12 protein-coding genes are annotated in these 11,770 nt (G+C 63.5%); 4 read left to right on the forward strand and 8 right to left on the reverse strand.

Annotated features, from left to right (window positions below; translation table 11 throughout):
- The first annotated feature begins 105 nt into the window (after positions 1–105).
- Positions 106–1,125 (forward strand): Ldh family oxidoreductase, encoded by a 1,020-nt coding sequence (locus J1C49_RS08285; protein ID WP_227445350.1) that lies wholly within the window; start codon positions 106–108, stop codon positions 1,123–1,125.
- An 829-nt stretch (positions 1,126–1,954) separates the two neighbouring features.
- On the opposite strand, the gene J1C49_RS08290 is transcribed toward J1C49_RS08285, so the two are convergent.
- Together J1C49_RS08290 and paaZ are read right to left on the reverse strand one after the other, a co-directional pair.
- The gene (locus J1C49_RS08290; RefSeq protein ID WP_227445351.1) at positions 1,955–2,743 is read right to left on the reverse strand and encodes a PaaX family transcriptional regulator C-terminal domain-containing protein; all 789 of its coding nucleotides are present in this window, start codon (positions 2,741–2,743) and stop codon (positions 1,955–1,957) included.
- Between the two features lie 14 nt (positions 2,744–2,757).
- A complete protein-coding gene (paaZ, locus tag J1C49_RS08295) occupies positions 2,758–4,794 on the reverse strand; it encodes a phenylacetic acid degradation bifunctional protein PaaZ (protein WP_227445352.1) in 2,037 nt (678 codons plus the stop codon).
- Between the two features lie 223 nt (positions 4,795–5,017).
- On the opposite strand from paaZ, the gene paaI reads away from it, so the two are divergent.
- The 3 genes from paaI (at position 5,018) to J1C49_RS08310 (ending at position 7,537) form a co-directional block, all read left to right on the forward strand.
- Positions 5,018–5,443 (forward strand): hydroxyphenylacetyl-CoA thioesterase PaaI, encoded by a 426-nt coding sequence (gene paaI, locus J1C49_RS08300; protein WP_227445353.1) that lies wholly within the window; start codon positions 5,018–5,020, stop codon positions 5,441–5,443.
- Between the two features lie 185 nt (positions 5,444–5,628).
- The gene (gene paaK / locus J1C49_RS08305; protein ID WP_227445354.1) at positions 5,629–6,939 is read left to right on the forward strand and encodes a phenylacetate--CoA ligase PaaK; all 1,311 of its coding nucleotides are present in this window, start codon (positions 5,629–5,631) and stop codon (positions 6,937–6,939) included.
- A gap of 4 nt (positions 6,940–6,943) precedes the next feature.
- On the forward strand, positions 6,944–7,537 hold the full coding sequence (locus tag J1C49_RS08310) for a TetR/AcrR family transcriptional regulator (RefSeq protein ID WP_227445355.1): 594 nt from the start codon (positions 6,944–6,946) through the stop codon (positions 7,535–7,537).
- Positions 7,538–7,686: 149 nt separating this feature from the next.
- On the opposite strand, the gene J1C49_RS08315 is transcribed toward J1C49_RS08310, so the two are convergent.
- The 6 genes from J1C49_RS08315 to paaA are packed head-to-tail and all read right to left on the reverse strand — an operon-like array spanning position 7,687 to position 11,752.
- Positions 7,687–8,754 (reverse strand): 2Fe-2S iron-sulfur cluster-binding protein, encoded by a 1,068-nt coding sequence (locus J1C49_RS08315; protein WP_227445356.1) that lies wholly within the window; start codon positions 8,752–8,754, stop codon positions 7,687–7,689.
- A 12-nt stretch (positions 8,755–8,766) separates the two neighbouring features.
- Positions 8,767–9,246 carry a 1,2-phenylacetyl-CoA epoxidase subunit PaaD gene (paaD, locus tag J1C49_RS08320; RefSeq protein WP_227445357.1) on the reverse strand — a complete coding sequence of 160 codons (480 nt, stop codon included), beginning with the start codon at positions 9,244–9,246 and terminating at the stop codon, positions 8,767–8,769.
- 1 nt (position 9,247) lies between these two features.
- Positions 9,248–10,027 (reverse strand): 1,2-phenylacetyl-CoA epoxidase subunit PaaC, encoded by a 780-nt coding sequence (paaC, locus tag J1C49_RS08325; RefSeq protein ID WP_227445358.1) that lies wholly within the window; start codon positions 10,025–10,027, stop codon positions 9,248–9,250.
- Complete coding sequence (gene paaB / locus J1C49_RS08330) at positions 10,027–10,311, reverse strand: 1,2-phenylacetyl-CoA epoxidase subunit PaaB (RefSeq protein ID WP_227445359.1); 285 nt, start codon at positions 10,309–10,311, stop codon at positions 10,027–10,029. Before paaB ends, paaC begins: the two co-directional genes overlap by 1 nt.
- Positions 10,308–10,778, reverse strand: a complete 471-nt coding sequence (locus J1C49_RS08335; protein ID WP_227445360.1) for a DUF3291 domain-containing protein — start codon at positions 10,776–10,778, stop codon at positions 10,308–10,310. The genes paaB and J1C49_RS08335 overlap by 4 nt, the downstream gene beginning before the upstream one ends.
- Positions 10,775–11,752 carry a 1,2-phenylacetyl-CoA epoxidase subunit PaaA gene (gene paaA, locus J1C49_RS08340; RefSeq protein ID WP_227445361.1) on the reverse strand — a complete coding sequence of 326 codons (978 nt, stop codon included), beginning with the start codon at positions 11,750–11,752 and terminating at the stop codon, positions 10,775–10,777. The genes J1C49_RS08335 and paaA overlap by 4 nt, the downstream gene beginning before the upstream one ends.
- Positions 11,753–11,770 lie beyond the last annotated feature (18 nt).

Genomic DNA, 11,770 nt, shown 5'->3' on the forward strand with positions numbered 1-11,770 from the left:
CGACATGATCCGGCGCACCGCAAACGGCAGAAACACCGCCGCTGAAGCCCTCGGACACAGAGAGTTCTCAATGACAAAACTCTACAGATCCGCGTGAGGGGTCCGATGCAGGGTGCGGATGACGGTGCCTTCTTGCCTCTGAGCGAGGCAGAAGACTTGATGGAGCGCGCGTTTGTGGCGCATGGGGTTCCCGAGGAGACGGCGCGGTCTGTCGCCCGCGCCCTTGTGGCGGCTGAAGCGGAGGGACAGGTCGGGCATGGGTTCTCCCGGCTGGGTGACTACATCGCGCAAGTCAAAACCGGCAAGGTGATCGGTCACGCCATGCCGGTCATCACGCGGCCCAAGCCAGCGATCGTGCATGTGGATGCCGGTTTTGGTTTCGCCTATCCAGCGATGGAGGCCGGGATCGACGCCGCTGTTGAAACCGCGCAGGATTTGGGTGCGGCCTTTGTTGCGATCCACCGCTCCCATCACTGCGGTGCATTGTCGCTACAGGTGGAGCGCGCAGCCAAGCAGGGCGTCGCGGCGATGATGGTTGCCAATTCGCCGCCTGCCATCGCGCCCTGGGGTGCGCGTGATCCGCTTTTCGGAACCAATCCCATAGCATTTGCAGCGCCCCGGGCGAAAGGAGCGCCGCTTGTCATCGACCTGTCGCTCAGCGTTGTGGCGCGCGGCAAGGTCATGAACGCGCACAAGGCGGGAGCCGATATCCCGGAAGGGTGGGCGCTCGATGCGGAAGGGCGTCCGACGACCGATCCCAAGGCGGCGCTCGATGGCTCGATGGTTCCGATTGGTGGCGCCAAGGGAACAGCCTTGGCATTGATGGTCGAGGTGCTTTCTGCGGCCATGACCGGCGCCAATTTCAGCGCAGATGCCGGGTCCTTTTTTTCGGGCGAGGGCGCGCGGCCGGGTGTTGGCCAGTTCATCACCCTCTGGTCTCCACCGGAAGGGGCGGACAGGTTCGGCGAACGCATGGAAACCCTTCTTGGCCGGATTGCCGAGATGGAGGGGACACGATTGCCGGGCGCTCGCAGGGCCGAAGCAATAGCACGCGCCCTGTCGGATGGCGTGTTCGTGCCAAAACGCTATCTCGAGCTGGCGCGGGACCTCGCAGCAGGCGGCTGACCGGCGACCAAGACCCGCCACCGAAAAGGGGCAAATGGGCTGGTTGGTGCTGTTCGAAGGCACCAACCGACCACATTGTTTAAAAAGGTCAGACCGCGTGCACCGCAAGGCCCGGTCGTCAAGAACCACCCGCCTTGTTCCAAATTGCGTCCTGTCTGCGAAATGCGTGAAACCGGTCATGGGCACGATCTTCGATCAGATCGGCCTCAAACAGGCTCCCATGGTAGACCGCGGAGCCGGTCTGCTCTCCTCGCGCGGCAACTGTAACGCAGTGCGATGGCCCCCAGGTGCGACCAGACGCAGTAGGCGGAGGTCGATTTTGTCCATGCGGCGGAAATCGGAGTATCGATCGCATCGCTCCAATTTTTTTGACGCGGATCCCGATCAAAGCGAGCGTGACGCAGACATCCATCCTCCAACGGCGGAACATGCGCTCACGCGCCTGCTTGGTGATTGGCCCCAGCGACACAGCGCGCGGTGGTCGTATGATGACATGCTGCAAGCGCTTCGGCCGATCATGTCGGGGACCTCGGCTTGCCAATCCGTCACGTAGGATGCCTTCGGAGGCTATGTCATATGTCATTGTCGACAGAAAAGAGCAATTTTCACATTAATGACAGAGGCTTGCATGCCGAACTTGATCCGACCTTGCCGACCGGGAAAAGATCGCGCATCTCGGCGGAGATCGATGCGGTGGCACCGGGGACATGTCACCGACCCTGTCTCAAGACCAAGGGTGTTGCCCTCGCAAACAGGTCATGCGGAGTGGATGTCGGGGACCGTCTGGCCAACCGGTTTTCGCATCGGGTCGGTGACCGTTCCAAAGGCGTCAGCACAGCGAACCCAACGCCTCGATCTGCTTGGGTGTCAGGCGAGGAAGGCTGGCGAGCAATGCCCGCGCGCGGGCGCGACACGCCGGACCCTGCCAGCCCTTCGGGAACACAAAGTCCGGCAGGGTCGGTTGACGCAACACTAGCCGCCGCCATTCATGCAGAACCAGCAGACGGGCAACCGCAGACGCGCTTGCGTTCTGGTGTTCAGCAGTCGCTGCGCGCCAAGCGGCAACCGCTTCGAGCAGTGTCAGCAGCGCGCGGGACTGCTCGACAAGCGCTTTTGGGCAGACCTTCGCACGTATCCAGGCAGGCACCGGCTCAGAGGGCGCCAGCAAGAGTGATAACACCCCTGCGTCCTCTGCCGGGCGCGGTGACAGCGCGGATGTTGCAGAAAGCGTGACGGCGGCGCTTGTCAGCGCGTCCGGTGGCGTTGCGCTGGGATCCCAGAGAAGCACAAAAGCCTCTTCGGCAAGTGCCGTGCCACTGTAGATCCGCGGACTGGCGCGACGGCTTTCACGGTGCCCGGTTTCTGTGAGACGATAGAAGCCGCGACGCCCTTCGCGCGTGCTTTCGATCCAACCATCCTTGCGCAACCGATGCAGCGACACGCGCAGCGCCTCGGGTTTGACGCCAAACGGCTCTGTCATCCGTCCGAGCGCGGCGCCGCTCAGACGTGCATCGGGGCTTTGCGCCACGTCGCCGAACAGGCTCACAAGCAGGGACCAGACGCGTGGTGTGTCTCGGGCGGCCAACAGGGCGGCGATATCGGGCGGAGGGGCGGGCATCGCGCCGGACCGGGTCACGCGGCGGGGGTGTCGAACGCGTTCATCGTCAGAAGCTCGTATTCTGCAACAGGCTCCGCGTTCTGGTTTTTGATCTTCACATGCCAGCGGACTTCACCATAGGCCGGGTTGCGAGGCGTCTTGGACATCACGGTCAGCAGGACGGAAACGGAATCCCCGGGCGATACGGGCTTCAGGAAGCGCAGCGCATCAAGACCGGTATTGGCCAGAACAGGGCCTTCTTCCGGGTGGACAAACAGGCCGGCGGCAAAGCTCAGAAGCAGGTAACCATGCGCGACACGCCCCGGGAAGAACGGGTTTCGTGCCGCTGCGGCGTCGTCCATATGGGCGTAAAACGTATCGCCGGTAAAATGCGCGAAGGTCTCGATATCGTCGAGCGTCACCGTGCGGGCCTCGGTTTCAAGCGTTTCGCCGATGTGCAGCGCGTCAAAGCCCCTGGTGAAGGGATGCGCGGGTGCGGGAACCGGTGTCGCGCCGGGCACGTGACGTCCCGTGATGGCCCGCAGCATGTCCGGGCTGCCTTGCACGGCCGTGCGTTGCATGTAGTGCAGGACCGCTCGGATGCCGCCAAGTTCTTCGCCGCCGCCCGCGCGCCCCGGACCGCCGTGGATCATGTGAGGCAGCGGGGCGCCATGGCCCGAGCCTGCTTTCATCGTGGTGCGATCCGCCAGGTAGATGCGGCCATGACACGCCGCCGCCCCAAGCGTGACGGTTCGGGCCACTTCGGGGTCATGCGTGATCAACGACGCCACCAGAGAGCCTTGACCGCGATTGGCCAATGCCACCGCGTGATCCAGATCGCGATAGGGCATGAGGGTTGCGACAGGACCGAACGCTTCGGTTTCATGGACGAGATGCGCCGCGTCGGGATCGCGGCAGAAAAAGAGCAGCGGCGCGAAAAAGGCGCCACCCGGCACTGGCGGCGGCGCATCCGGGTCGCCAAAGACGCAGGCCGCTTCGCTTGCGATCAGCGCCGCCTTGGCGCGCACGTCGGCGCATTGCGCGCTCGAAACCAGCGGCCCCATATCCGTTTCCGGATCGTCAGCTGCGCCAATCGTGATCCGCGACAGCCGTGCGCACAGTGCGGTGATGACGGGGTCGATGGCGTCAGCCGGCACGAGGATCCGTCGGATCGCGGTGCACTTCTGGCCCGCCTTCACGGTCATTTCGCGGATCACTTCCGACACGAAGAGATCAAACTCGGGGGCATCCGGGGGCACGTCCGGCCCGAGGATCGTGGCGTTGAGGCTGTCTTGTTCGGCGCTGAAACGCGTGGCTTCGCGCTGGATCGCCGGGGTGCTGCGCAGCCGGGCGGCGGTCTCGGCCGAGCCGGTGAAACTGATCACGTCTTGCCCTGACACGTGGTCGAGCATGTCACCGATCCCACCACAGACAAGTTGCAATGCGCCGTCGGGAACATGTCCGCTGTCGAGCATGATCCGCACCGCCAACTCGGTCACGTGGCAGGTCGCCGTGGCTGGCTTCACAATGGCCGGCATACCCGCAAGCCAGGTCGGCGCGAGCTTTTCGAGCATCCCCCAGACCGGAAAGTTGAACGCGTTGATATGGATGGCGGCACCGCGCAACGGGGTGCAGATATGTTGCCCCACAAAGGAGCCGTCCCGCGACAGTGCTTCGACGGGGCCGTCAACATAGACCGTGGCATCGGGCATCTCGCGCCGGGCTTTCGAGGCAAACACGAACAGCGTGCCTATGCCGCCATCGATGTCGAAGGCGTGGTCCCGCAGGGTTGCCCCGGTGGAAAAACTCAGATCGTAAAGCGCTTGCTTGTTCGCATCGAGATGCTGTGCGAGGGCCTTGATCATCCGGGCCCGGTCATGAAACGACAATTGTCGTAGCGCCGGACCGCCAACCTCGCGGGCGTGGCGCAGGATACCGGCCGTGTCCAGCGACCCGTGCCCGGCCCGTGCAAGCTGCCTGCCGGTCGCGGCATCGTGGATCGGGCGCGCCTCCGCATCTGGCGGGCACCATGCCCCGATCAGATAGCTCGATACATCCCTGATCTCTGTCATCGCAACCTGCTCCGCCAATTGGGTCTTTTCCGGGCCTGTCATCTTGTTATCAATGACCGACCGGTTGGTTTATGCAAGTCTGACATGGCGGATCATTCCTCGACCAGCGGGTTTTTAGGGATTGGGACGGAGTGGTGGAAATAATGAGATTTCAAATGCCTGCACGGCAAAGCGTGATGTATTGCCCCGCTGTCGGTGCGCCGGTCGGCGGAACCTGCGCCAGATGACGCCGAAAGAGCGTGCAACGCGCGCGGCCGCCGCGATGTGGGAGACGGATGCCGCGTCGCAATGGATGGGCATGCATCTGGACGCGGTGGACGAGGGCACGGCGGAAATGTCCCTCACGGTTGCCGCGCATCACTGCAACGGGCATGGCACCTGCCATGGCGGCGTTTCGTTTGCGCTTGCCGACAGCGCCTTTGCCTTTGCCTGCAACAGCCGCAACCAGATCAGCGTGGCCCAGATCAACAGCATCACCTATCTGGCGCCCGCCCGGAAGGGCGATGTCTTGACCGCTTGCGCGCGCGAAGTGTCGCTGAGCGGTCGGTCGGGGATCTATGACGTGTGCGTGCGCAACCAGGACGGAATCGTGATCGCGCAATTTCGGGGGCATTCGCGGGCGCTTCGGGGTCAGCTCTTTGCAGAGTGACGAGGCCGGTTCCTGTGGCGGGCGCCGCCGCGACCCGATGCCGGAAAGCGCCACCGCGCGTGAAAAAGCGGGTCACACCCGATATTCCCGGCTGGCCCCGCCAGCCGCGCTGCGCATAGCATGACAGTCACGATGCGAGGGCGCGCAGAAGCCCGGCTTTGACCAGAACAGAGGGAGGTCCGGATATGGAAGATCTCAGCCCGAGACCGGGCGATCTTGACCCGATCGAAACAGCGTCGATTGACGAGATACGCGCGCTGCAACTGGACCGCATGCAATGGTCACTGCGCCATGCCTATAATTCCGTGCCCCATTATCGGGCACGGTTCGACGCGGCCGGGGTGCATCCCGACGACCTCCGCGATCTGAAAGACCTGGCCCGGTTTCCCTTCACGCATAAGTCCGACCTGCGCGACAATTATCCGTTCGGGCTGTTTGCCGTGCCGCGTGAGCGCATCACGCGGCTGCACGCGTCCTCGGGGACGACCGGCAAGCCGACCGTGGTCGGGTATACCAAGAACGACATCGACCTCTGGGCGGATGTGGTGGCCCGCTCCTTGCGGGCGGCGGGGTTGCGCGCGGGGGATGTGGTGCACAATGCCTATGGCTACGGGCTGTTCACCGGAGGATTGGGTGCGCATTACGGCATTGAGCGTCTGGGCGGCACGGTGGTCCCGATGGGCGGGGGGCAGACCGAGCGCCAGATTTCCCTGATCGAGGATTTTTCGCCGCGCGGCATTCTCGTAACTCCGTCCTATATGCTCAACATCCTTGAGGCTTTCCGGGCGCAAGGGAAGGACCCGCGCGAGACGGCGCTGGCGGTGGGCGTGTTTGGCGCCGAGCCATGGACCAACGCATTGCGCGCGGAGATCGAGGACGCCTTCGACATGCACGCGGTCGATATCTACGGGCTGTCCGAAGTGATCGGGCCCGGAGTGGCCAATGAATGCGTCGAAACCAAGGACGGGCTGCATATCTGGGAAGACCACTTCTATCCTGAAATCATCGACCCGGAGACCGGCGCCGTGCTCGAAGACGGGCAGGAGGGCGAGCTTGTCTTTACCACGCTCACCAAGGAGGGCATGCCGATCATCCGCTATCGCACGCGCGATCTGACACGGCTGATGCCGGGAACCGCGCGCTCCATGCGGCGGATGGAAAAGATCACCGGGCGCAGCGACGACATGATCATCCTGCGTGGGGTCAACGTCTTCCCGACCCAGATCGAGGAACGCGTGATGGCAACCGACGGGCTGGCACCCCATTTCCAGATCGAACTGGTCAAGGACGGACGACTTGATGCGATGCGGGTGCATGTGGAGGCAGACCCGGCATCCGCCGATCCCGAAAGCCGCGCGCGTCTCGGCGCGGAGCTGCGCCACCACATCAAATCCCTGATTGGCATCTCTGTCGAGGCGGTGGTGGGGGCGCCGGGGTCCGTGCCCCGCAGCCAAGGCAAAGCGGTGCGTGTGGTCGACAATCGCGACACAGGCTGACGCGATGGCGCGCACGATCTCGGCGGATCATGACGCAAAACGGGGGCGGATCCTCAAAGCCGCCGCGCACAGCTTTGCCGCGCACGGACTGGCCGGAACGTCCATGGCGCGGATCGCGGCAGAGTGCCGTTTGTCCAAGGCGACGCTCTATCACTACTATGACAGCAAGGACGCACTGCTTTTTGATATCCTCGACGGGTATCTCTCTGCGCTGCGCGACCGGTTGATCTGGCTGTCGGTGGAGGACCTGAGCCCGCAGGAAGCGTTGCGGCGCATGGTTGGAGAGATCCTGCTGGCCTTCGACGGGAGGGACGCGGAGCAAACGGTGTATCGCGAAGCACGCAGCGCCTTGCCGCGGGAGAAGCAGGACATCCTTCAAAGCTATGTGGCCGATACGGAGGCCCAGCTTGGCCGCGTGCTGTCGCGCTGCGCGCCAACGCTGGAACAGGACGCAGAGCAACGGCGTGCCGTGAGCCGGCTGGCATTTTCCATGCTGACGAGCTTTGCGCAATGGGCGCCGCAGGCCGACGCCGACGCACGCGCGCGCCACGCGGACCTTGTGACGCGCTTGATGCTGGGCGGGGTTGGCGCGCTCTAGGCTGGCGTTGCGGGGGGCGACGGTCGCGTTCGGACAGTGGGTGTAGACGGCTGTGGGCCCGTTGTCGGGAAGCGGTATGCGCGCGACCAACTCACCGGTTTTGCGGGAGGGCTCGACGCATGGCGCGGCAAGGCTGGCACGGTTGCGCGTCAATGCAGGTCGTAATCCACCACGACCCGGGCGCTCATCGGATAGGACTGACAGGACAGCCTGTAGCCTTGCGCCACCTCGTAATCTTCGAGCGCATGGTTTGCCACCATCTCGACCTCGCCTTCGAGAACCTTGCATTTGCAGGTCGAACAGACCCCTGCCGTGCAGGAGAACGGCGGATCAAGCGAGGCGTCGATGGCCGCTTGCAGGATCGAGCTGTCACGAGTGGTTTCGATCGTCCGCCGGGCGCCGTCGATGATCACGTCGAGCCGCGTTGGCTTTGCTTCACCCGCATTTTGGGCTGTTGCGCGTTTCGGCAATCGTCCGGGCTGCCCCGATGCAAACAGCTCGAACTTGATTTGTGCGTCGGTGAGCCCATGGGCACGCAACGCCGCCGCGATGCCCAGCATCATCGGTTCCGGGCCGCAGATAAAGGCCACGTCGACGGCAGAAACGTCGATCCAGTGCTCGAACAAGGCGGCGCATTTTGCTTCGTCCACCCGCCCGTGAAAAAGCTCGATCTCCTGCGCGTCGCTTTCCAGCACATGGATCACGGAAAACCGCCCCATGTAGCGGTTCTTCAGGTCTTCAAGCTCTTCGCGAAACATGATCGTGTGAACGCCACGATTGGCGTAGACCAGCGTGAACCGTGCATTTGGTTCGGCATCGAGCGTCGTCTTGATGATCGACAGGATCGGCGTGATCCCGGACCCCCCTGCAAAACCCAGATACTGGCGCGCCGAGTCCGGGTCCAGCGCCGTGTGGAACGCGCCCATCGGTTCCATCGCTTCCAGAACCATGCCGGGGGCAAGCGTGTCATTGGCCCAGCTTGAAAACGCCCCGTCGGCAACACGCTTGATGCCGACCTGAAGCGTGTTTTCCTGCACGCCCGAGCAGATCGAGTAGGAGCGGCGGATTTCGGTGCCATCAAAATCCCGCCGAAACGTCAGATACTGGCCTTGGGTGAAACGGAAATCGCCGCTCTCCACAGGGCGCAGCGTGACAACCACGGCATCGCGGATCGTTTTGCGCACATCGGTCACTTCAAGGGGGTGAAAGCGGGGCATGGCAGGTCTCGGCTACAGGCATTTGAAATAGTCGAACGGCTCAAGGCAGGTCCGGCAACGCCAATGGGCCTTGCACGGCGTCGAGCCGAACTGGCTGATCCGTTCAAGATCGTCGCTCTGGCAGCGCGGACAGGCCTTGGGGCCGCCGGATGGGGAGGGTGGGGCTATGCCATATTCCTCAAGCCGCGCGCGGCCCTTGTCCGAAAGCCAATCCGTGGTCCAGGGCGGCGAAAGCTGTGTGCGGATACGCAGCTTCGACACGCCCTTCTCCCTGAGAGCGGCTTCGATATCCTGCGCGATCACCCGGGTGGCGGGACAGCCCGAATAGGTCGGCGTCACCGAGACTTCGAGCAGATCGTCATCCCAGCGCAGCCCGCGCACGATACCCAGATCCATCACCGAGATCACCGGAATCTCCGGGTCGGGCACGCTTTCGAGCCAGTCACGGACCTGGTCGAGGGTAGGCATCGCGCTGGAGGCCGGGGTGCTCATGTCACCACCGCGCATCCGGATAGGCCCGCTGCAGCCATTGCATGGTGGTCAGCATGTGCCCGAGATGCTCGCTGTGCCGCTTGCCACTGCGCCCGCCGGTCTGACCGGTGCGGGTGTCGGGCGGTGACAGCGTCGCGGCGGTCAGAAGAGCGGTCATGGCGTCCATGTAGGGCGCGCGCAGGCTTTCCGGCGTGGGCGCAATCCCGGCCTCCGACAAGGTCGTGTCGTGGGCGTCCGTCTCGAACATTTCCGCGACATAGGGCCAGAGCAGCGTCAGAGCGGCCTGCATCCGCGCGCGGCTTTCTTCGGTGCCATCGCCCAGACTGACCACCAATTCCGAGGAGCGTTCAGCGTGGTAGGTCACTTCCTTGACCGACTTTGCCGCAATCTCTGCGATCCGGGCATCGGAGCTGTGTTCCAGCGCTTGCAAGAGCAGAAGGTGCCAGTGGTCGAACAGGCATTGCCGCATCAGCGTCTGGCCAAAATCGCCATTGGGCTGTTCAACAAGCAGGATGTTGCGGAAATCCCAGACATCACGACGCATGGCAAGCGCGTCGGCATCGCGCGCCTTGCCCTCGATCGTGCCCGCAAGGCCAAGCCACATCTGCGTCTGGCCGATCAGGTCGAGCGCGGTGTTGGCGATCGCAATGTCTTCTTCAAGCACCGGCGCATGACCGCACCATTCCGACAGCCGATGGCCCAGAACAAGCGTGTTGTCACCCATGCGGCAGAGGAATTCGAACAGCGTTTCCCGTGGCACCGCCAGTTCCGCGCCCGTCATCACATGGCCCCCACATCGTCGGGGATGTCGAAGAACGTCGGATGCCGATAGACCTTGCTTTCGGATGGCTCGTAAAGCGGCCCCTTGCTGGATGGCGATGAGGCGGCGATATGGGCGGCTTCAACCACCCAGATGGAGACGCCCTCGTTGCGGCGGGTATACACGTCGCGCGCGTTCAGGATCGCCTTTTCCGCGTCAGGCGCATGCAGCGAGCCCACATGGCGATGGCTCAGCCCGTGCTGGCCGCGGATAAACACTTCCCAAAGGGGCCATTCGGTGCTCATGTCGACGCTCCCTGAACTGGAGATGGTGTCTTGTGCCAGCGCTGATCCGCGGCGAGATGGTCCCAGCCAAACGCATGGTCGCTGTCCCCATGCGCATTGAGATGCGCAAGCCGGGCAAGCGCGTCCGACAGGCTCGGGTGGGTCTTGTCAGCAACCCACCACATCGCGAAATGCATGCTGTCGAGGATGCCGAACCACTCGGCGCGCCGCTCGTAGAATTGCCGGTGTAGGGTGCCGAACACGAAGCGCTCAAACTGAATCGGTGACGCCCATACCGACACGGTGGCAATCATCTGCGGATCGCCACCAATCGGACCGGAAGTCTCTTCGGCATTGCGCCACACGAACCCGTCTGAGCGTTCGGCCAGGCGGTTGATCCGATCTATCGCAGCGACAAAAGGCGCAACCCGCGGATCTTCCAACGGATGCAGAAGCCGCGCGACGTTGATCTCCGCAAGCTGCGTCATTCCGCGGCCACCTTGCTGGCGCGTTTTTTCTCCGCATGGGCCATGAGCCCGTCGCGCACCCACGCGCCATCGTCCCACGCCTTGTTGCGCGCGGCCAGGCGTTCTGCGTTGCAGGGGCCATCGCCGGAGATCACGGCAAAGAACTCCGACCAGTCCGGCTCGGAGAAGTCGTAGCCGCCCTTTTCGTCGTTCCAGCACAGCGCCGGGTCGGGGACGGTCAGGCCCAGATATTCGGCTTGTGGCACGGTCTGATCGACGAATTTCTGACGCAACTCGTCATTGGTATTCATCTTGATCTTCCACGCCATGGATTGCGCCGAATGCACGCTGTCCTTGTCGGACGGGCCGAACATCATCAGCGCCGGATACCAGAAACGGTCGAGCGCATCCTGCGCCATCCGCCGCTGTGCCTCGGTCCCGTTGGCCATGGCGCGCATGATGTCGAAGCCCTGCCGCTGATGGAAGGACTCCTCCTTGCAGATCCGCACCATCGCGCGAGCATAGGGCCCGAAGGAGGTGCGCTGCAACGGCACCTGGTTCATGATGGCAGCGCCATCGACCAACCAGCCCACGGCGCCCATATCGGCCCATGTGAGCGTGGGATAGTTGAAGATCGAGCTGTATTTCATGCGCCCATCCAGCAGCATCTCGGTCAGCTCATCGCGGCTCACGCCCAGCGTTTCGGCGGCGCAATAAAGATAAAGCCCGTGGCCCGCCTCGTCCTGCACCTTTGCCAGCAGGATCGCCTTGCGTTCCAGCGTCGGTGCGCGGGTGATCCAGTTGCCTTCCGGCAACTGCCCGACGATCTCGGAATGGGCATGCTGTCCGATCTGGCGGATCAGGGTCTTGCGGTAGCCTTCGGGCATCCAGTCCTTCGGCTCGATCTTTTCGCCCGCGTCAATGCGTGCCTGGAAGGCCGCCAGCTTGTCGGGGTCGTCCTGCGTCGCCTCGGATTTGATCATTTGTGCATACATCGCGATCCCGTCCTCTCG

The sequence above is a fragment of the Cognatishimia sp. F0-27 genome (assembly GCF_020667845.1).
GTDB lineage: Bacteria > Pseudomonadota > Alphaproteobacteria > Rhodobacterales > Rhodobacteraceae > JAFMPQ01.

Coding starts and splice junctions, on each gene's coding strand:
- J1C49_RS08285 (WP_227445350.1), top strand. CDS start 106: ATGCAGGGTGCGGATGACGGTGCCTTCTTGCCTCTGAGCGAGGCAGAA.
- J1C49_RS08290 (WP_227445351.1), bottom strand. CDS start 2,743: ATGCCCGCCCCTCCGCCCGATATCGCCGCCCTGTTGGCCGCCCGAGAC.
- paaZ (WP_227445352.1), bottom strand. CDS start 4,794: ATGACAGAGATCAGGGATGTATCGAGCTATCTGATCGGGGCATGGTGC.
- paaI (WP_227445353.1), top strand. CDS start 5,018: ATGACGCCGAAAGAGCGTGCAACGCGCGCGGCCGCCGCGATGTGGGAG.
- paaK (WP_227445354.1), top strand. CDS start 5,629: ATGGAAGATCTCAGCCCGAGACCGGGCGATCTTGACCCGATCGAAACA.
- J1C49_RS08310 (WP_227445355.1), top strand. CDS start 6,944: ATGGCGCGCACGATCTCGGCGGATCATGACGCAAAACGGGGGCGGATC.
- J1C49_RS08315 (WP_227445356.1), bottom strand. CDS start 8,754: ATGCCCCGCTTTCACCCCCTTGAAGTGACCGATGTGCGCAAAACGATC.
- paaD (WP_227445357.1), bottom strand. CDS start 9,246: ATGAGCACCCCGGCCTCCAGCGCGATGCCTACCCTCGACCAGGTCCGT.
- paaC (WP_227445358.1), bottom strand. CDS start 10,027: ATGACGGGCGCGGAACTGGCGGTGCCACGGGAAACGCTGTTCGAATTC.
- paaB (WP_227445359.1), bottom strand. CDS start 10,311: ATGAGCACCGAATGGCCCCTTTGGGAAGTGTTTATCCGCGGCCAGCAC.
- J1C49_RS08335 (WP_227445360.1), bottom strand. CDS start 10,778: ATGACGCAGCTTGCGGAGATCAACGTCGCGCGGCTTCTGCATCCGTTG.
- paaA (WP_227445361.1), bottom strand. CDS start 11,752: ATGTATGCACAAATGATCAAATCCGAGGCGACGCAGGACGACCCCGAC.